23 protein-coding genes are annotated in these 19,668 nt (G+C 56.7%); 21 read left to right on the plus strand and 2 right to left on the minus strand.

The features are described from left to right. Positions 1-28 precede the first annotated feature (28 nt). A complete protein-coding gene (tusA, locus tag HV127_RS05075; protein ID WP_004106582.1) occupies positions 29-274 on the minus strand; it encodes a sulfurtransferase TusA in 246 nt (81 codons plus the stop codon). Positions 275-440: 166 nt separating this feature from the next. On the opposite strand from tusA, the gene HV127_RS05080 reads away from it, so the two are divergent. Continuing rightward, positions 441-1,106, plus strand: a complete 666-nt coding sequence (locus HV127_RS05080) for a 7-cyano-7-deazaguanine/7-aminomethyl-7-deazaguanine transporter (RefSeq protein ID WP_182235172.1) — start codon at positions 441-443, stop codon at positions 1,104-1,106. 73 nt (positions 1,107-1,179) lie between these two features. Then, complete coding sequence (locus tag HV127_RS05085) at positions 1,180-1,737, plus strand: DcrB family lipoprotein (RefSeq protein WP_110274889.1); 558 nt, start codon at positions 1,180-1,182, stop codon at positions 1,735-1,737. Here HV127_RS05085 and HV127_RS05090 read toward each other — a convergent pair whose 3' ends face one another. Further along, positions 1,738-2,958 carry an MFS transporter gene (locus HV127_RS05090; RefSeq protein ID WP_182235173.1) on the minus strand — a complete coding sequence of 407 codons (1,221 nt, stop codon included), beginning with the start codon at positions 2,956-2,958 and terminating at the stop codon, positions 1,738-1,740. A 132-nt stretch (positions 2,959-3,090) separates the two neighbouring features. Between HV127_RS05090 and HV127_RS05095 the strand changes: the two genes are divergently transcribed. The 19 genes from HV127_RS05095 (at position 3,091) to HV127_RS05185 (ending at position 19,642) form a co-directional block, all read left to right on the plus strand. Next, positions 3,091-4,140, plus strand: coding sequence for an AI-2E family transporter (locus tag HV127_RS05095; RefSeq protein WP_182235174.1), 1,050 nt, complete (start codon positions 3,091-3,093; stop codon positions 4,138-4,140). Between the two features lie 411 nt (positions 4,141-4,551). Beyond that, positions 4,552-4,941 (plus strand): hypothetical protein, encoded by a 390-nt coding sequence (locus HV127_RS05100; RefSeq protein WP_182235175.1) that lies wholly within the window; start codon positions 4,552-4,554, stop codon positions 4,939-4,941. A gap of 74 nt (positions 4,942-5,015) precedes the next feature. Continuing rightward, the gene (locus tag HV127_RS05105; protein WP_181484593.1) at positions 5,016-6,077 is read left to right on the plus strand and encodes a class I SAM-dependent methyltransferase; all 1,062 of its coding nucleotides are present in this window, start codon (positions 5,016-5,018) and stop codon (positions 6,075-6,077) included. A gap of 76 nt (positions 6,078-6,153) precedes the next feature. Further along, entirely contained in the window at positions 6,154-6,879 is a 726-nt protein-coding gene (locus tag HV127_RS05110; protein WP_182235176.1) for a beta-ketoacyl synthase chain length factor, read from the plus strand. Continuing rightward, positions 6,876-7,691 (plus strand): lysophospholipid acyltransferase family protein, encoded by an 816-nt coding sequence (locus HV127_RS05115; RefSeq protein ID WP_182235177.1) that lies wholly within the window; start codon positions 6,876-6,878, stop codon positions 7,689-7,691. The genes HV127_RS05110 and HV127_RS05115 overlap by 4 nt, the downstream gene beginning before the upstream one ends. Further along, positions 7,672-7,929 (plus strand): phosphopantetheine-binding protein, encoded by a 258-nt coding sequence (locus HV127_RS05120; protein WP_024131035.1) that lies wholly within the window; start codon positions 7,672-7,674, stop codon positions 7,927-7,929. Before HV127_RS05115 ends, HV127_RS05120 begins: the two co-directional genes overlap by 20 nt. A 12-nt stretch (positions 7,930-7,941) precedes the next feature. Continuing rightward, the gene (locus tag HV127_RS05125; RefSeq protein WP_110274883.1) at positions 7,942-8,193 is read left to right on the plus strand and encodes an acyl carrier protein; all 252 of its coding nucleotides are present in this window, start codon (positions 7,942-7,944) and stop codon (positions 8,191-8,193) included. 6 nt (positions 8,194-8,199) lie between these two features. Further along, positions 8,200-8,781: a hypothetical protein gene (locus HV127_RS05130; protein ID WP_182235178.1), complete on the plus strand. Its 582-nt coding sequence runs from the start codon at positions 8,200-8,202 to the stop codon at positions 8,779-8,781. After that, the gene (locus tag HV127_RS05135) at positions 8,778-10,127 is read left to right on the plus strand and encodes an AMP-binding protein (RefSeq protein ID WP_182235179.1); all 1,350 of its coding nucleotides are present in this window, start codon (positions 8,778-8,780) and stop codon (positions 10,125-10,127) included. Before HV127_RS05130 ends, HV127_RS05135 begins: the two co-directional genes overlap by 4 nt. Beyond that, positions 10,114-10,467: a hydroxymyristoyl-ACP dehydratase gene (locus tag HV127_RS05140; RefSeq protein WP_182235180.1), complete on the plus strand. Its 354-nt coding sequence runs from the start codon at positions 10,114-10,116 to the stop codon at positions 10,465-10,467. The genes HV127_RS05135 and HV127_RS05140 overlap by 14 nt, the downstream gene beginning before the upstream one ends. Further along, positions 10,458-12,149, plus strand: coding sequence for a glycosyltransferase (locus HV127_RS05145; protein ID WP_182235181.1), 1,692 nt, complete (start codon positions 10,458-10,460; stop codon positions 12,147-12,149). The genes HV127_RS05140 and HV127_RS05145 overlap by 10 nt, the downstream gene beginning before the upstream one ends. A 2-nt stretch (positions 12,150-12,151) precedes the next feature. Then, the gene (locus tag HV127_RS05150) at positions 12,152-12,574 is read left to right on the plus strand and encodes a thioesterase family protein (protein ID WP_182235182.1); all 423 of its coding nucleotides are present in this window, start codon (positions 12,152-12,154) and stop codon (positions 12,572-12,574) included. Beyond that, positions 12,571-13,176, plus strand: coding sequence for an outer membrane lipoprotein carrier protein LolA (locus HV127_RS05155; RefSeq protein ID WP_112214838.1), 606 nt, complete (start codon positions 12,571-12,573; stop codon positions 13,174-13,176). The genes HV127_RS05150 and HV127_RS05155 overlap by 4 nt, the downstream gene beginning before the upstream one ends. Then, positions 13,145-15,463, plus strand: coding sequence for an MMPL family transporter (locus tag HV127_RS05160; RefSeq protein ID WP_182235183.1), 2,319 nt, complete (start codon positions 13,145-13,147; stop codon positions 15,461-15,463). Before HV127_RS05155 ends, HV127_RS05160 begins: the two co-directional genes overlap by 32 nt. Next, on the plus strand, positions 15,460-16,044 hold the full coding sequence (locus HV127_RS05165) for a DUF3261 domain-containing protein (protein ID WP_182235184.1): 585 nt from the start codon (positions 15,460-15,462) through the stop codon (positions 16,042-16,044). The genes HV127_RS05160 and HV127_RS05165 overlap by 4 nt, the downstream gene beginning before the upstream one ends. 1 nt (position 16,045) lies before the next feature. Continuing rightward, positions 16,046-17,215 (plus strand): beta-ketoacyl-[acyl-carrier-protein] synthase family protein, encoded by a 1,170-nt coding sequence (locus HV127_RS05170; RefSeq protein ID WP_182235185.1) that lies wholly within the window; start codon positions 16,046-16,048, stop codon positions 17,213-17,215. Beyond that, on the plus strand, positions 17,212-17,688 hold the full coding sequence (locus HV127_RS05175; RefSeq protein ID WP_182235186.1) for a 3-hydroxy-fatty acyl-ACP dehydratase: 477 nt from the start codon (positions 17,212-17,214) through the stop codon (positions 17,686-17,688). Before HV127_RS05170 ends, HV127_RS05175 begins: the two co-directional genes overlap by 4 nt. Beyond that, positions 17,685-18,416, plus strand: a complete 732-nt coding sequence (locus tag HV127_RS05180) for a 3-ketoacyl-ACP reductase FabG2 (protein WP_182235187.1) — start codon at positions 17,685-17,687, stop codon at positions 18,414-18,416. Before HV127_RS05175 ends, HV127_RS05180 begins: the two co-directional genes overlap by 4 nt. Further along, positions 18,413-19,642, plus strand: a complete 1,230-nt coding sequence (locus tag HV127_RS05185; protein ID WP_182235188.1) for a beta-ketoacyl-ACP synthase — start codon at positions 18,413-18,415, stop codon at positions 19,640-19,642. Before HV127_RS05180 ends, HV127_RS05185 begins: the two co-directional genes overlap by 4 nt. The last annotated feature ends 26 nt before the right edge of the window (positions 19,643-19,668 follow it).

Raw genomic sequence — 19,668 nt, forward strand, 5'->3', positions numbered from 1 at the left:
CACCGCCTCCGGGGAAACCAGAAGCAGATCAGTGGCTTTTACGAATCAGATAACGGTACGGCAGCGCCTCGGTTTCCTGCGCCAGCAGCTCGTGTTCCATAAAGCGGCAAAAACCGGGGATATCGCGAGTGGTTGCCGGATCGTCGGCGACAATCAGCAGCGTCTCGCCCACCGGCATCGTACGCACGGTCTTACGCACCATCATCACCGGTTCCGGGCAACGAAGCCCCTGCGCATCAAGAGTATGGTCAGGGCTGGAGAAAAGTTCGCTCATTTTCATCTCATATCAACAAAACGCCCCTAGTTTACCCCCAGTTCATCAGTACGCAAGCCAGGTTAACGTTTGCGCGAAAAACAACCATTGCATTACGCACCCAACGCAGTATCATGCAGCCGTTTTTATTGGGTTCCCTCACCCCAACCACTAAAAAGGTCACAATATGAGTCCGTTTACTACCGTACAGCGTAAAAAAGCGCTGATCTGGCTATCGCTTTTCCATCTGCTGGTCATCACTTCCAGTAACTATCTGGTGCAGCTACCGATCTCCATCTTTGGTTTTCATACCACCTGGGGCGCGTTCAGCTTTCCGTTTATTTTCCTTGCCACCGATCTTACGGTGCGGATTTTCGGCGCTCCGCTGGCGCGACGCATTATCCTCGCGGTCATGATCCCGGCGCTGGTGATCTCCTACGGGGTTTCTGCGCTGTTCTATATGGGTGAATGGCAGGGTTTTGCCGCCTTAGCCAGCTTTAACCTGTTTGTCGCTCGTATCGCCGCCGCCAGCTTTATGGCCTACGCGCTGGGGCAAATCCTCGATGTCCACGTCTTTAACCGCCTGCGTCAAAACCGTCGCTGGTGGCTGGCGCCGACCGCATCGACCCTCTTCGGTAACGTCAGCGATACCCTGGCCTTCTTCTTTATCGCCTTCTGGCGCAGCCCGGACCCGTTTATGGCGGCGCACTGGGGAGAAATCGCCATCGTCGATTATTGCTTCAAAGTGCTGATTAGCATCGTTTTCTTCCTGCCGATGTACGGCATGCTGTTGAATATGCTAATGAAAAAGCTGGCAGATAAATCCGATTTATCGGCATTGCAGCCAGGTTAAGAGTACTCACAGAGTGATGTGATAAGATACGCGGATGAGCCGTTAATGGCCGTTTATCGAAAGGAAGATGTCAATGCGCAATTTGGTTAAATATGTCGGTATTGGCCTGCTGGTTATGGGGCTTGCGGCCTGTGATAACAGCGACACAAAAACGCCGACTGCCGGGGCTGCAGCGGAAAGTAACGCCAGCGGGCAACCTATTAGTCTGCTGGATGGCAAACTAAGCTTCTCTCTACCGGCAGGTATGACCGATCAGAGCGGCAAGCTGGGCACCCAGGCCAACAATATGCACGTCTACTCTGATGCCACCGGCCAGAAAGCGGTGATTGTGATTGTTGGCGACAGCACCAATGAAGATTTGGCCGTAATGGCGCAGCGTCTGGAAGAGCAGCAGCGCAGTCGCGATCCGCAGCTGCAGGTCGTAACCAATAAATCCGTTGAGATTAAGGGTCACACGCTGCAGCAGCTCGACAGCATTATCTCCGCGAAGGGCCAGACCGCATGGTCTTCTGTGCTCCTCGGAAAAGTTGACGACAAACTGCTGACCCTGCAGGTCACGCTACCGGCGGATAACCAGCAGCAAGCGCAGACTGAAGCAGAAAACATCATCAACACTCTAGTCATTCAGTAACTACTGGCCTGACGCTACGGCCTCCGGTTCACCGACCGGGGGCCGTTTTTTTAACCGCCACCCCAACAGCAACGCTACCGCCACCAGCCCCGCCGCCGCCAGATAAATCGAAGAAATCCCCGCCCACGCCATCAATAATCCGGCAAGCGGACCGGTGATCCCCAATGAGAGATCCATAAACACCGTATAGGTTGCCAGCGCCGATCCCTGATTCTGCTGCGGCACGGCCTTCACTGCCACCACGCCAAGCGCCGGGAACACCAATGAGAAACCTGCCCCGGCCAGGAAAGTACCGATTTTCGCCATCAGCGTCGTCTCCGCCAGTCCCACCAGCAGCAGCCCAATAATCTCAACCACAAAGCAGATCATCGCCACGTTCAGCCCGCCAAGACGATTAATCCCATTGGGAAACAGCAAGCGGGTGCCGACAAACGCACAGCTAAACAGCGTTAACGCGAAGGCCGCGCCATCCCAACCTTTGGCGTCATAAAACAGGGTGATAAAGGTGGCGATAACGCCAAAACCGGCCGAAGCCAGGGCCAGGGCCATCCCGTAGAGCCAGACCCGTCCCAGCACCGCGCGAAACGACATCGCTTTGCCCTTACCCGCTTTCACCGCTGCACGCGGCAGTGCGCACAGTACCGCCACCAGCGCCACCGCCATAATGGTGAACGCCAGACCGTGCAGGCCGATTAGGGAATAACAAAGCACGCCGAGCGGTGCGCCCATCGCCATTGCGCCGTAGGTCACGATACCGTTCCACGAAATCACTCTGCCGATATGCAGCGAACCGACAACACCGACGCCCCATAGCGTCGAACCTGTGCCTGCAAAGCTTTGTCCGATACCAAGAATAACGCGCCCAAGGCACAGCAGGAGCAAGCTCACCATCGGCCAGCCGCCGCTAAACGCCGCCAGCAGATAGCACAGCCCGCTCAGAAAGCAGCCGCACAGGCCAAAAACGACGATTTTTTTCGGCCCAAGCAGGTCGGCGTAGCGCCCGGCATGAGGGCGGCTCAGCAGCGTGGCGAAATACTGGAGGCTAATCACCAGACCCGCCCAGAACGCGCTGAACCCCATCACGTCATGAACATAACCCGGTAACACCGCCAGCGGCAGCCCAATCGTCATGTAGCTGGCAAAGTTAAAGATAACCACCGAGACAATCCGCAGATTGAGACGCAGTCCATTGAGTGCCGGTTCGGCAGCGGCTTCAGGCATGGGTTCCACCATTTTTTTACAACAGTGTTTCATTTTTACCATGCTGCACGCTTTAAATCAGCAGCCAGATTAGGAATATCGGCAGCAAACCAACCGCTACACTTAATGAAAATCATAAGAAAGGAACCGTTAATGACAACCCCCCAGCCCGATAAAACGGGCATGCATATCCTGCTTAAGCTGGCATCACTGGTTATTATCCTCGCGGGTATTCATGCGGCGGCAGATATCATCGTACAGCTATTGTTGGCGCTTTTCTTCGCCATTGTCCTCAATCCCCTGGTGACCTGGTTTATCCGTCGCGGCGTCCGGCGTCCCGTAGCCATCACTCTCGTGGTAGCAGTAATGCTGATTGTTCTCACCGCGCTTATTGGCGTGCTTGCCGCTTCGGTTAACGAATTCGTCGCGATGCTGCCGAAGTACAACAAGGAGCTGACGGCAAAAGTCATGCACCTGCAGGAGATGCTGCCATTCTGGCATACCCATATGTCCCCGGAGCGTATGCTACAGCGCATCGATTCCGATAAGCTGGTCACCCTGACGACGGCGCTAATGACCGGGCTGTCGGGCGCTATGGCCAGCGTCATCCTGCTGGTTATGACCGTTGTCTTCATGCTGTTTGAAGTGCGCCATGTCCCCTACAAGCTGCGCTTTGCGCTTAATAATCCGCAAATTCATATCGCCGGTCTCCATCGGGCGTTGAAAGGGGTCTCACATTATCTGGCGCTGAAAACGCTGCTCAGTCTGTGGACCGGGGTTATCGTCTGGTTAGGGCTGCTGTTAATGGGAATTCAGTTTGCATTGATGTGGGGAGTCCTGGCTTTTCTGTTGAACTATGTGCCCAATATTGGTTCGGTGATTTCCGCCGTTCCGCCAATGATTCAGGCGCTGCTGTTTAACGGTTTTTATGAATGCCTGCTGGTTGGCGCACTCTTTTTAGTTGTTCATATGATCATCGGCAATATTCTGGAACCGCGCATGATGGGGCATCGACTGGGCATGTCTACGCTGGTGGTTTTCCTCTCATTACTGATTTGGGGGTGGCTGCTTGGCCCGGTGGGTATGCTACTTTCGGTGCCGTTAACCAGCGTATGCAAAATATGGATGGAGACTACTAAAGGCGGCAGCAAATTAGCCCTCTTGCTCGGGCCAGGGCGACCCAAAAGCCGGTTGCCCGGCTAGCCACTTTTTACAGCAACAACGGGTTACCGTATTTCGTATTGGAATACAGTAACCCCAACAGCGTCCATTAAGAGCCCCATATTAAAACACCAGACACCCTTAATAATTCGCCTGCTACCCATCCCAAAAACGCCACCAGAAAAAGTAGTAAATCATCCCTCAATGATTATATTTATTGATAGAAAACGTTAATTTTTTTATACTTTCCCCCTTGCATTTATATTTGCAACTGGTGTTAATGCGGCACTAATAATCTAATAACATTAGAATATTTGGCTGATACACTCGTTAAAAACAGATAAATGCATCAATCAAACAGAATAATACAGATGACTTTATTGCATCCATATATCGATATATTCAAGTGGTGTATAAAATATTTTTCGACCAATAGATTGATAGGGAGTATTCATGAAGAAGGTTATTCGCTGGGCTGCCGCGATTGCGGTTATCGGTGCTTTGACTGGCTGCGCACGTACCGCGCCTATTGAGCAAATTCAGACCACTATAAGCGCAGGTCATACCGAAGCCCAGGTCAAAAAAGCAATTATCAAAGCGGGCGCACAACGCGAATGGATTATGTCAGAAGCAGGTCCTGGGGTCATCAAGGCCCGCCAGCAATCACGTGACCATGTTGCCGAAATAAAAATCACCTACTCTGCCACCCGCTATTCCATCAACTACGATAGCAGCCTCAACCTGATGGCTTCCGGCGGGAAAATTCATAGAAACTATAACCGCTGGGTACACAACCTCGATAAAGACATTCAGATTAACCTGGCCGCAGATTCGGCTCTGTAATTCTGTCCCTGAAGTACATGCGGGCCAGTAATGGCCCGCTCCCTCTACTGACACTGTAAAAGGTTGTGCCGAACGTGTACAAAAAGGACTCTCTCAGCGCACTGGATGCCATTACCGAAGCGCAACGTATTGCTTTTGCCCCCATGCTCTTTCAAACCGCATTATGCCTGCGCAATTCAGGCATCCTGGATTATCTCGATAAGCAAGGAAAACTCGGCGCAACGCTTGAAGCTATTTGCACGGATTGCGACGTCAATGAATATGCCGTCAGCGTATTGCTGGATATGGGATTAAGCGGACGCATCCTTACCCATAAAGAGGGGCAATATTATCTCGCTAAAGTAGGACATTTCTTACTTCATGATGCAATGACCCGAGTAAATATGGATTTCACTCAGGACGTTTGCTATCAGGGATTGTTCTTTTTAGAAAATGCGCTGCAGGAAGGAAAGCCTTCTGGGTTAAAAGTTTTTGGCGACTGGCCAACCATTTATCCTGCATTATCGCAGCTCCCACAGGCGGCGCGTAAAAGCTGGTTCGCATTCGATCATTACTATTCTGACGGCGCTTTCAACGCCGCGCTGCCGTATGTATTCGCCAGTCAGCCTGCAACCCTGTACGATGTAGGCGGAAATACCGGAAAATGGGCGCTGCGCTGCTGCCAGTATGATGAAAATATCGCGGTAACGTTATTAGACTTGCCACAACAAATTGCGCTGGCTCGCGAAAATATAGAAAATGCGGGTCTGTCTCATCGTATTGATTTTCATGCCGTGGATATGCTGAGCGACGAGCGCCTGCCGGGAGAGGCTGATATCTGGTGGATGAGCCAATTTCTTGACTGCTTTTCGCCAGAACAAATTGTCACCATGCTCAGTAATGTGGCGCGCGTGATGAAGCCAGGCGCAAGGTTATGCATTCTGGAACTGTTCTGGGACGCGCAGAAATTTGAAGCGGCCTCATTTAGCCTGAATGCGTCTTCGCTCTATTTTACCTGTATGGCCAACGGGAATAGCCGTTTCTACAGCGTAGAGAAGTTTTACCGCTATCTTGAAATGGCAGGATTCGAGATAGAACAACGCCACGATAATTTAGGCGTCGGGCATACCTTATTGATATGCCAGAAAATAAAATAATAAAGCAGCGCTAAGCGCTGTTTTGGCGTTCAAATTAACGCCAGCAGAATCATTGATCGATCGCGGACGCGAGTGGATGACATTTTCATTAAACATAGTTGATTGGCAAGCCATGGCACCTGGGGTCAATGGCAGCGAACAGTGGCTTCAGTGGTCACGGCATTTGCACGCCATCGATCCAGCGGCCTCCCCAGCCAGGCTTAGCGAGCTGCCGATGATGACCGCCCGCCGACTCAGTTCCGGTAGCAAGCTGGCCGTAGAATGCGGACTGGCGATGCTGCGCCGTCATCATATCGACGCGGTGCTGTACACCAGCCGCCACGGCGAGCTGGAGCGCAATTACCGAATCCTCCACGCTCTGGCGACAGAGCAGGCGCTCTCGCCAACCGATTTCGCCTTATCGGTGCATAACTCCGCCGTGGGTAATCTGACGATTGCGGCAAAAAAACCGATAGTCTCATCATCGCTTTCTGCCGGACGAGATACCTTCCAGCAGGGCTTATATGAAGTGATGGGGCTGTTACAGGCGGGATATCAGCGCGTACTAATGGTCGACTTCGATGGCTTCCTGCCCGAGTTTTATCACCCACAGCTGCCATCTGATATGCCAACCTGGCCCTATGCGACGGCATGGGTGATTGAAGCAGGCAGCGAATGGCAGTGTCAGACTCAGCGCCAAAGCGTGTCCAGCGAAGAGACTGCCCTGCCGCAAAGCCTGCTGTTTTTACGCCACTATTTACAACACGCCGACGCCTTTACGCTCCCCGGCGAGCGCGTTCAGTGGCTATGGAGCCGCGCATGAACGGCGTCTTGTCACAGCTAAACCGTCTCTGGCGAGCGGCGATGACCGGCCTTTGTTTCGCGCTGTTCGGGATTGGCGGGCTGCTGCTCTCTCTTGTCTGGTTCAACCTGCTGCTGGTGACGGTCCGCAACAAGGCCCGCCGCCGTCGCCTCGCGCGGCGCAGCATTTCGGCAAGTTTCCGGCTCTTTTTAACCGTAGTAAAATCCGTCGGCGTACTCGATTACCGCATTGAAGGGGGCGATATTTTACGCCAGGAGCACGGTTGCCTGGTCGTCGCCAACCACCCCAGTCTTATCGATTACGTCATGCTGGCGTCCGTCATGCCCGAAACCGACTGTCTGGTGAAAAGCGCGCTGCTGAAAAATCCCTTCCTCAGCGGCGTAATTCGTGCCGCGGATTATCTGGTTAACGATCAAGCCGATGCCCTGCTGCCCGCCAGTCGTCAGCGTTTACAGCAAGGCGATACTATTTTGATTTTTCCCGAGGGAACGCGCACGCTTCCCGGCGAAAAAATGACGCTACAACGCGGCGCGGCTAATATCGCCGTGCGCTGTAGCAGCGATTTACGCGTGGTGGTTATCCGCTGCAGCGAGCACATGCTGGGCAAACAGAGCAAGTGGTATGACGCACCGCAAACCAAACCGCGCTTTACCATTACGGTTGGCGAGCGGGTGCAAATCGACCAATTTTACGACGCAAATGTACAAGAACCGGCGCTGGCGGCAAGGCAGTTGAACCGGCATCTTTTGCTTCAATTACAATCAGGTACTACGCCTGGCACAGGAATTAATGATGCAAGCGCTCTATCTTGAAATTAAAAATTTGATTATCAACACACTGAACCTGGACGAGCTGTCCGCTGACGATATCGACACTGAAGCAGCGCTGTTTGGCGATGGTCTGGGTCTGGACTCAATCGATGCTCTGGAGCTCGGTCTGGCAGTGAAAAACCAGTATGGCGTGGTGCTGTCGGCTGAGAGCGAAGAGATGCGGCAGCACTTCTTTTCCGTCGCCACGCTGGCATCTTTCATTCACGCGCAACGTGCCTGAGGAGAGTCCGTTATGACCGATCAAAAAGCCATTTACGAAGAAGTCTCCACGCTGTTGGTTAAGCTGTTTGAAATCGACCCACAGGATATTAAGCCCGAGGCGCGCCTGTACGACGATCTGGAGCTGGACAGCATTGATGCTGTTGACATGATCGTGCATCTGCAAAAGAAAACCGGTAAGAAAATCAAGCCGGAAGAGTTCAAAGCCGTGCGTACCGTGCAGGATGTTGTCGACGCGGTAGAACGCCTGCTCAAAGAAGCCTGATTCGTCATGTCAGGCGTTCGCTCGCTACCGGTGGTCCCACTGCTGACGGGCTTACTGCTTCTGGCCTGGCCATTTTTGATTTGGTTTGGGCTGGCGCATAACAGCCTGCACTGGCTGCTGCCTCTGATGGCGCTGCTGCTTTTTTTACGCTTTCGCCAGACCCGGCGACAGGCGGGACCGTTGCGCATTGTCACCCAGGTGGTAGCGATAGCGGGCATAACGCTGTGCATTGCCAGCTATCTGCTTAAAACGCACCAGCTGCTGCTGTTCTACCCGGTGGTGGTCAACGCCGTCATGCTGGCGGTGTTTGGCGGTTCGCTATGGTCATCCATGCCCATCGTCGAACGTCTGGCGCGACTGCGCGAGCCCGCTCTTGCGGATACTGGCGTGCGCTATACCCGCCGCGTGACGCAAATCTGGTGCGCCTTTTTCATCATCAACGGCGGCATTGCGCTGTTTACCGCGTTACGCGGTGATATGTCCCTGTGGACGGCCTGGAACGGGATGCTCTCCTATCTGTTGATGGGAACGCTGATGGCGGGCGAGTGGTTAGTCCGCCGCCGGGTGATTAAACGAGATATCCAATGAAGCAGCCCCTCCCACTCTCAGAGTGGCTCAGCGCCCAACGTCCAGCCGAGATGCCCATTGCGTGGCAAGAAGACTGCACCTGGACACTCGACCATCTACGCCATGATGTTGACCAATTGATAACGCACCTTCATCAGCAGGAAGCTGAACGCTGGGCGCTATGCTTTGAGAACAGCTATCTGTTTATCGTGGCGCTGCTGGCGACGCTGCATGCGGGCAAAACACCGGTGATCCCCGGTCACTGCCGCGTGTCGTTATTAAACGAGCAGCGCGCGCTGTTTGACGGCGTCTTGAGCGATAAGCCGCTGGACTGGCAGGGAGCGCAGCTGATTGTCAGCTCTACCATGGCAACCGCAACGCACGAAATCTCTTTACCCGCGATCCGCGAGGACGCCTTCGTTGAACTCTTTACTTCAGGCTCTACCGGCCAGCCGAAGCGGGTCATCAAGCCCATTAGTCGCCTTGACCGCGAAGCAGCACTGCTCGCCTCACGTTTTGCCGACCGTCTTGCAGGCTGTCGGGTCGTGGCCTCGGTGGTCCCTCAGCATCTGTACGGCCTGACGTTTCGTATCTTCCTGCCTATGACGCTGGGTTTGCCGCTGCATGCCGCCATGACCTGGTACGCCGAACAGCTGGCCGCCCTGAGCCATGAACATCGCTATGCGTTTATCAGCAGCCCGGCGTTTCTCAAACGCCTCGACAACCAGCTGACGCCTCCACCGGTCGAACTGATTTTGTCCGCAGGCGGCATGCTGCCCTGGCAAGATGCCGCACAGGCCGCCGGTTGGCTGCAAGTCTGGCCGGACGAAATTTATGGCAGTACCGAAACCGGCGTTATCGCCTGGCGCCATCGCCAGCAAGACGACGCGGCATGGTTGCCCTTTCCCGGCGTCAGATTTCATGCTGAAAATGACGTATTTCGCGTGTTTTCTCCGCTGATTGCTGATGATAACGGCCTGTTACTCGACGATGCCCTGCATTTTGAAGAAAGCGGCCAGTTTCGCCTGACGGGGCGTCGGGGCCGGATAGTTAAAATTGAAGAGAAACGTATTTCACTTGGTGAAGTGGAGCAGCGCCTGCTGGCGCTGGACGGCATCCTTGAAGCGGCGGTATTGCCAGTGACTCGCGGCAGCCGTCAGGGCGTTGGCGCATTGCTGGTGCTGGACGACAACGCCCGCGAGCGCTGGAGTAAAAGCCAGGAATTAGCATGGCGTAAAGCGCTGCGCGCGTTGCTTGAGCCGGTTGCTATTCCTCGTTACTGGCGGGTGGTTGATGAAATCCCGGTCAACAGTATGAACAAGCGTGTCTATGCGCAATTACAGGAGTTATTTCATGAAACCCCATGAAATTGAGCGCCATCAGGCACAACCTCATCAGGTTGAAATCGTTTTGCATCTCGACCCTTCTCTGTTCTGGTTTCGTGGACATTTTGCCGTGCAGCCGCTGCTGCCCGGCGTCGCGCAGATGGACTGGGTAATGCATTACGCCACCACGCTGCTCGCCCCCGGCTGGCGTTTTCACAGCATTCAGAACGTGAAATTTCAGGCCCCGCTGCTGCCGGAAACCACCGTCACGCTGACCCTGAACTGGCAAGAAGAGCGGCAGATGCTGAGCTTCAGCTATCAGCGCCATGATGGCGATGCGCGCCACACCACCAGCAGCGGGAAAATCCGGTTATGCCAATAGCCTTCCAGCCCTGCGTACTGATCCCCTGCTACAACCACGGCGCAATGATGGCAAGCGTGCTGGCGCGGCTTCAGCCGTTCGGCCTGCCCTGCATTGTGGTGGACGACGGCAGCGACGACGCCACGCGGGATGAACTGGCCCGCCTGGCGGCAGAAGATAAAAATCTGACCCTAATTCGCCTGCCGATTAACTCAGGCAAAGGTGCGGCGACGATCTGCGGCATGCAGGCGGCGGCAGAGGCCGGATTCAGCCATGCGGTGCAGGTTGATGCCGACGGCCAGCATGCCATTGAAGATATTCCTGAACTGCTTGCGCTGGCAGAGCTTCATCCAACTGCGTTGATTTCCGGGCAACCCATTTATGACGATTCCATACCCCGCTCGCGCCTGTACGGACGCTGGGTGACTCACGTCTGGGTGTGGATTGAAACGCTCTCGCTCCAGCTCAAAGACAGCATGTGCGGCTTTCGGGTTTATCCGGTAGCACCGACGCTACAGCTGGCGCAGCGCGTGACGCTCGGCAAGCGAATGGATTTTGATACCGAAGTAATGGTGCGCCTCTACTGGCAAGGTAACACCAGCTATTTTGTCCCCACCCGCGTCACCTATCCGCTGGACGGGCTATCGCATTTCGATGCCCTCAAAGACAACCTGCGCATTTCACGGATGCACACGCGCCTGTTTTTTGGCATGTTGCCGCGCATCCCGTCGCTGCTTTTTCGCCGCGCATCGCCACACTGGGCGCGCCAGCAGGAAGTAAAGGGATTATGGGGGATGCGCCTGATGCTACTGGTGTGGCGATTACTCGGGCGCAAAGCATTCTCCCTGCTGCTCTACCCGGTGGTCGGCGTTTACTGGCTGACGGCAACCACCGCCCGCAAAGCCTCCCAACGCTGGATTGCTCGCGTGCGTGAACAGCTAACCGCTCGCCAGATGCCGCTGCCGCCATCGCTCACCAGCTATCAGCACTTCCTGCGTTTTGGCGATGCGATGCTCGATAAAATTGCCAGCTGGCGTGGCGAACTGCGGTTAGGCCGCGATGTGGTCTTTGCTCCAGGCGCTGAAGAGACGCTCAACGTTAGCTCTCCACGCGGCAAGCTGCTGCTGGCCTCGCATCTGGGCGATGTTGAAGCCTGTCGCGCGCTGGCGCAATTACAGGGCAGCAAAACCATCAACGCGCTGGTGTTTAGCGACAATGCCCAGCGCTTTAAGCAAATCATGCAAGAAATGGCCCCGCAGGCCGGGCTGAATCTGCTGCCGGTAACCGATATTGGCCCGGATACCGCGATCCTGCTTAAAGAGAAGCTGGATCGCGGCGAGTGGATTGCCATCGTCGGCGATCGCATTGCAGTCAACCCGCAACGCGGCGGCGAATGGCGCGTCTGCTGGAGCCACTTTATGGGGCAAGCGGCCCCCTTCCCGCAGGGACCCTTTATTCTCGCCTCTATTTTACGCTGCCCGGTGGATCTGATTTTCGCCCTGCGCCAACAGGGGAAACTGCGTATTCACTGCGAGCCTTTCGCCGACCCGCTACTGTTGCCGCGCGCCGACCGGCAAAACGCATTACAGCAAGCCATCGATCGCTACGCCGAACGTCTGGAACACTACGCGCTACAGTCACCGCTCGACTGGTTTAACTTTTTCGATTTCTGGCAGCTGCCGGATACCAAAGACAAGGAGTAAGGGTGCTTAACGATCCCCGTTTTACGGCTGAAGTCGAGCTGACCATTCCGTTCCACGACGTCGATATGATGGGCGTGGCGTGGCACGGAAACTATTTCCGCTATTTCGAAATTGCCCGCGAGGCGCTGCTGAATCAGTTCGATTATGGCTATCGGCAGATGAAAGAATCGGGCTATCTGTGGCCAGTGGTCGATACCCGCGTCAAGTACCGCAACCCTCTGACCTTTGAGCAGCGCATTCGCGTACGCGCCCGCCTTGAGGAGTTCGAAAACCGTCTGCGCATTGGTTACGAAATTTTCGATGCCGAAACCGGCAAGCGCGCGACTACCGGCTACACCATCCAGGTGGCGGTGGAAGAAAAAAGCCGCGAACTGTGCTTCGTCAGCCCGGCTATCCTGTTCGAACGTATGGGGGTCACACCATGAGATACTTACCACTGCTGGCGCTGCTCATCAGCCCTTTCGTCAGCGCCCTGACGCTTGATGATCTACAACAGCGCTTTACCGAACAGCCGGTGGTTCGCGCTCACTTCGATCAAACCCGCACCATCAAGGATCTGCCGCAGCCGCTGCGATCCCAGGGCAAAATGCTGATCGCTCGCGAACAGGGTTTACTGTGGGATCAAACCGCCCCGTTCCCGATGCAGCTGCTACTGGATGACAAACGGATGGTACAGGTGATCAACGGCCAGCCGCCGCAAACCATCACCGCCGAGAACAACCCACAAATGTTCCAGTTCAACCATCTGCTGCGCGCGCTGTTCCAGGCGGATCGTAAAGTGCTGGAAGAGAACTTCCGCGTGGAGTTTGCTGACAAAGGCGAAGGCCGCTGGACGCTGCGCCTGACGCCGATCACCACGCCGCTGGATAAGATTTTCGCGACCATCGATTTAGCCGGAAAAATCTATCTGGAGAGCATTCAACTGAACGATAAGCAGGGCGATCGTACCGATATCGCCCTTTCCCAACACCAACTGACGCCTGCACAGCTGACCGATGACGAACGCCAACGCTTTGCTGCCCAGTAAACGTCCCGCGCTGTTCTGGGGAATCGCCTGCCTGATCCTGCTGGGCGTGTTGCTGACGCTGTTGCCTCAGGCGCGGCTTAACAGCAGCGTCCTGGCGATGCTGCCAAAACAGGCGCTCGGCGCGATCCCACCGAGCCTCAACGACGGCTTTATGCAGCGCCTTGACCGGCAGCTGGTCTGGCTGGTAAGCCCCGGGAAAAAAGCCGACCCGCAGGTTGCCCGCAGCTGGTTATCGCTATTACAGAAATCGCAGGCGCTGGCTGAGGTCAAAGGCCCGATGGACGCCGACAGCCAGCAGGCCTGGGGCACCTTCTTCTGGCAGCACCGCAACGGCCTGATCGATAGCGACACCCGAGCACGCCTGCAAAACGGCGGCGAGGCGCAGGCGCAGTGGATTCTTTCCCAACTCTACTCAGCCTTCTCTGGCGTGAGCGGTAAAGAGCTGCAAAACGACCCGCTGATGCTGATGCGCGGCTCGCAGTTGGCAATGGCCAAAAACGGCCAGCGCCTGCGGCTGATGGACGGCTGGCTGGTGGCCCAGGATGAACAGGGTAACTACTGGTACCTGCTGCACGGCGAGCTGGCCGGTTCGTCGTTTGATATGCAGCAGACGCACCAGCTAGTCACCACGCTCAATACGCTGGAAGGTGAGCTCAAGGCGCAATATCCGCAGGCGCAGCTGTTGTCTCGCGGGACCATGTTCTACAGCGATTACGCCAGCCAGCAGGCGAAGCGAGATGTTTCGACCCTCGGCGTTGCCACCCTGTTTGGGGTGATTTTGCTGATTGTGGCGGTGTTCCGTTCCCTGCGCCCGCTGCTGCTGTGCCTGATTTCGATCGGCATTGGCGCGCTGGCGGGCACCGTCGTCACGTTGCTGATTTTTGGCGAGCTGCACCTGATGACGCTGGTGATGAGCATGAGCATCATCGGGATCTCCGCCGACTACACGCTCTACTATCTGACCGAGCGGATGGTGCACGGCGCAGAAACCTCACCGTGGCAAAGCCTCAGCAAAGTGCGCAATGCCCTGCTGCTGGCGCTGCTTACCACCGTGGCGGCGTATCTGATTATGATGCTCGCCCCCTTCCCCGGCATTCGTCAGATGGCGGTATTCGCGGCGGTGGGCCTGAGCGCTTCCTGCCTGACGGTGATTTTCTGGCATCCGTGGCTGTGTCGTGGGCTGCCGGTGCGCCCGGTTCCGGCGATGGTGCTGATGCTACGCTGGCTTGCGGCCTGGCGACGCAATAAAAAGCTTTCCGTCGGCCTGCCGGTAGCGCTGGCTCTCTTCTCACTGGCGGGAATAGCGACGCTGCGCGTGGATGATGATATCTCGCAGCTTCAAGCACTGCCGCAGGATATTCTGGCACAGGAAAAAGCGATTACCGCGCTGACCGGGCAGAGCGTCGATCAGAAGTGGTTTGTGGTGTACGGCAAGTCTGCACAGCAAACGCTGGAGCGGCTGGAACTGTTTACCCCCGCGCTGGAGCAGGCGAAAAAAGAGGGATGGCTTGGCGGCTATCGCACTATTGCGCTGAATTCACTCGCTCGACAGCAGCTGGATCTCAGCCTGCTGAAAAACGCAGCACCAGCCGTCATCAAAGCCCTGAACAACGCCGGGCTGGCGACGGTAAATCCCGATCTTAACGCTATGCCGGTAACGGTCGATGCCTGGCTTGCCAGCCCGGCCAGCGAAGGCTGGCGGCTGCTGTGGATAACGCTGGCCGATGGCGAAAGCGGCGTGCTGGTACCGGTTGAAGGGATGAAAAACAGTGCTGCATTAAGCACCCTCAGCACGAAATACTCCGGCGTCGCGTGGGTGGATCGTAAAAGCAGCTTTGACGAACTGTTCGCGCTGTATCGCCATATTCTGACCGGCCTGCTATTGGTGGCGCTGGCAGTGATTGCCTGCGGCGCGATGGTGCGGCTTGGCTGGCGCAAAGGGCTAATCAGTCTCGTGCCATCGGTATTATCGCTGGGCTGCGGTCTGGCGGTGCTGGCGCTCAGCGGCCATGCAGTCAATCTGTTCTCGCTGCTGGCGCTGGTGCTGGTGCTCGGCATCGGCATTAACTACACGCTGTTTTTCAGCAATCCGCGCGGCACGCCGTTGACCTCATTGTTAGCGATTACGCTGGCCATGCTAACCACCTTGCTCACGCTGGGGATGCTGGTCTTTAGCGCCACTCAGGCGATCAGTAGCTTTGGCATTGTGCTGGTCAGCGGCATTTTCACCGCCTTCCTGCTGTCACCGCTGGCGATGCCAGGGAAAAAAGAGAAAAAAAGAAGATGATTAAACAGACATTCTGGCGCACCGCTGCGCTGGTCGCCACGCTGATGCTGGCCGGTTGCAGCCACTCACAGCCCGAACAAGAAGGCCGACCACAGGCGTGGCTGGAGCCGGGCGCACGCGTGACGCTACCCGCGCCGGGGATCTCTCCGGCGGTCAGTTCCCAGCAGCTCCTCACCGGCAGTTTTAACGGCAAAACCCAGTCGCTGCTGGTGATGCTTAACGCCGATGATAAAAAACTCACCCTGGCAGGCCTCTCCTCTGTCGGTATCCGCCTGTTCCTCGTCACTTACGATGAAAAAGGACTGCATGCCGAACAATCAATCGTGGTGCCGCAGCTGCCGCCAGCTAGCCAGGTGCTGGCCGACGTGATGCTCAGCCACTGGCCGATTAGCGCCTGGCAGCCACAGCTGCCGAAGGGCTGGACGCTAACCGATATCGGCGACAAGCGCGAGCTACGCAACGCCCGCGGCAAGCTGGTCACCGAAATCACCTACCTGAACCGCAAAGGCAAGCGCGAGCCCATCAGCATCGAACAGCACGTGTTTAAATACCACATCACCATTCAATACCTGGGTGACTGAGATGATCTACATTTCTGCGGTTGGCATGATTAACGCGCTGGGCAACAACGCCGATGAAATCGCCGCCAACCTGAAGCGCGGCGTGGCTCCCGGTATGCGCCCGCGCACCGGCTGGCTTCAGGGCCATCCGCACGCAGTTTTAGCCGGCGTCGACGGTGAACTGCCTACGATTCCCGATGAGTTTAGCGCCCACCGTTCGCGCAATAATCAGTTGCTGCTGGCGGCACTGGCGCAAATCCAGCCGCAGGTAGATGACGCCATTGCGCAGTTTGGTCGCGACCGCGTTGCCGTGGTGCTCGGCACCAGCACCTCCGGGCTGGACGAAGGCGACGTGCATGTTGATCTCACGCTCAACGGCAAAGCGAGCAGCGCCTGGCAGTACCCGCAGCAAGAGCTGGGCGACCCGTCGCGCTTTCTCAGCCACTGGCTGGCATTGGACGGCCCGGCATTTACGCTCTCTACCGCCTGCTCATCCAGCGCCCGCGCGATCATGAGCGGACGCCGCCTGATTGAGTCAGGGCTGGCGGACGTGGCGATTGTCGGCGGGGCGGACACGCTCAGCCGGATGCCAATCAACGGTTTCCACAGCCTGGAATCACTCTCGCCAACGTTATGCCAGCCGTTCGGTCGCGACCGCTGCGGGATTACTATCGGTGAAGGCGCGGCGCTGATGCTGCTGACCCGCGAACCGCAGCCGATTGCGCTGCTGGGCGTCGGCGAATCCAGCGACGCGTACCATATTTCGGCTCCGCATCCGCAAGGCGAAGGGGCGATTCGCGCCATTCGTCAGGCGCTGAACGACGCGGGGCTAACGCCGGAGCAGGTGGGCTATATCAATCTGCACGGTACCGCCACGCCGCTGAACGACAAAATTGAGTCCAACGTGGTAAGCGAGCTGTTTGGCGAGCGCGTTCCGTGCAGTTCCACCAAGCACCTGACCGGACACACGCTGGGCGCGGCAGGTATTACCGAAGCCGCCATCAGTATGCTGATTTTGCAGCGCGACCTGCCGCTGCCGCCGCAGGATTTCCGCCAGTCGCCGCGCGATGAAACGCTGCCTGCCTGCGGGATTATCGAGCGCCAGCAACCGCTACCGCGCCCGGTCATCCTGTCAAACTCGTTTGCCTTTGGCGGCAATAACGCCAGTATCCTGCTCGGGAGAATGCCATGAGCCACTATTTAGCGCCCGGAGACTATCTGCCTCACGATGCGCCGATGCTGCTGCTTGAAGAAGTGGTTAGCGTGACGGACGACTCCGCTACCTGCCGCGTCACGGTATCGCCCAACGGCGTACTGGCTCCGTTTCTCGATGCCGAGGGCAATCTGCCCGGCTGGTTCGCCCTGGAGCTGATGGCACAGACCGTTGGCGTGTGGTCCGGCTGGCACCGTCATCAGGCGGGTCAGGCCAGTATCTCGCTGGGCATGGTGCTCGGGGCACGTGAATTAGTCTGTGCGGCGGGAATATTGCCAGGTGGCCTGACGCTGGATATTAGCGTCACGCTACTGATGCAAGATGCACGTTTTGGCAGCTTTGAATGCGCCATTCAGGCCGGTGAAGAGATGCTGGCAAGCGGTCGCGTCAACACCTTCCAGCCGACAGCGGAAGAACTTAACACCCTATTTCAACAAGGAGCGTCCGCATGAGTCGTTCAGTTTTGGTTACCGGCGCCAGCAAGGGCATTGGTCGCGCCATCGCCCGCCAGCTGGCGGCGGACGGCTTTGTGGTCGGCGTTCACTATCATCGCGATGCACAAGGTGCCCAGGAGACGTTGGATGCAATCCTCGCTGCTGGAGGTACGGGGCGTCTGCTGGCCTTTGACGTCGCCAACCGCGATCAGTGTCGAGAAGTGCTGGAGCAAGATAACGACGCGCACGGTGCCTGGTACGGCATCGTCAGCAATGCCGGCATTACCCGCGATGCCGCCTTCCCGGCGCTCAGCGATAACGACTGGGATGCGGTGATCCACACCAACCTCGACAGCTTCTATAACGTTATCCAGCCGTGCATGATGCCGATGATCAGCGCTCGTCAGGGTGGGCGCATCATTACCTTATCGTCGGTTTCCGGGGTGATGGGCAATCGCGGCCAGGTCAACTACAGCGCCGCCAAGGCGGGTATCATCGGAGCCACCAAAGCGCTGGCGATTGAGCTGGCAAAACGCAAAATTACCGTCAACTGCATCGCGCCGGGGCTGATTGATACCGGGATGATCGAAATGGAAGAGGCCGCGCTGAAAGAAGCCATGTCGATCATCCCGATGAAACGGATGGGCCAGGCCGATGAAGTGGCCGGGCTTGCCAGCTATTTAATGTCGGATATCGCGGGTTACGTCACCCGTCAGGTGATTTCTATCAATGGAGGGATGTTATGACACGTCGCGTCGTGATCACAGGGATGGGCGGCGTTACCGCCTTTGGCGAAAGCTGGCAGGCCGTTTCCGCCCGGCTGCAGGCCTATGAAAACGCAGTGCGCAAAATGCCGGAGTGGCAGGTTTATGACGGGCTGCACACGCTGCTGGGCGCGCCAGTCGATGATTTCACCCCACCGGAGCACTATACCCGCAAGCGTATTCGCTCTATGGGTCGCGTGTCGCTGATGTCCACCCGCGCGACCGAACTGGCGCTGGAGCAGGCCGGGCTAATTGGCGATGCGGTGCTGACCAACGGTGAAACCGGCATCGCCTACGGCTCGTCAACCGGCAGCACCGGTCCGGTGAGCGAGTTCGCGACCATGTTGACCGAAAAGCACACCAATAATATTACCGGCACCACTTACGTGCAGATGATGCCGCACACCACCGCCGTCAACACCGGGTTATTCTTCGGCCTGCGCGGGCGAGTGATCCCCACCTCCAGCGCCTGCACCTCTGGCAGTCAGGCGATTGGCTACGCATGGGAAGCGATTCGTCACGGCTACCAAACGGTGATGGTCGCCGGCGGCGCGGAAGAGTTGTGTCCGTCGGAAGCGGCGGTGTTTGATACGTTGTTCGCCACCAGCCAGCGTAACGACGAACCGAAAACCACACCTTCGCCGTTTGATGAACATCGCGACGGGCTGGTAATAGGCGAAGGCGCAGGCACGTTGATTCTGGAAGAGCTTGAGCACGCCAATGCGCGCGGCGCGACGATTTACGGTGAGATTATCGGTTTTGCTACCAACTGCGATGCGGCGCATATCACCCAGCCACAGCGCGAGACGATGCAGATTTGCATGGAGCAGTCGCTGAAAATGGCGGGCTTAAACGCGCGGGATATCGGCTATATTTCGGCTCATGGCACGGCTACCGACCGCGGTGATATTGCAGAAAGTCTGGCAACGGCGGCGATTTATGGCAACAACGTGCCGATCTCGTCACTGAAAAGTTATTTTGGTCATACGCTGGGTGCCTGCGGGGCGCTGGAAGCCTGGATGAGTTTGCAAATGATGCGCGAAAGCTGGTTTGCCCCGACGCTCAATTTAAACCGTCCGGATGCTAACTGCGGCGCACTGGATTACATCATGGGTGAAGCCCGCAAGATTGATTGCGAGTTCCTGCAAAGCAACAACTTTGCTTTTGGTGGCATCAACACCTCGCTGGTGATCAAGCGCTGGCCCTGAGAGATAGCTTTTGGGAACAGCGCCGG

Source organism: Klebsiella sp. RHBSTW-00215 (assembly GCF_014103785.1).
Taxonomy (GTDB): domain Bacteria; phylum Pseudomonadota; class Gammaproteobacteria; order Enterobacterales; family Enterobacteriaceae; genus Klebsiella.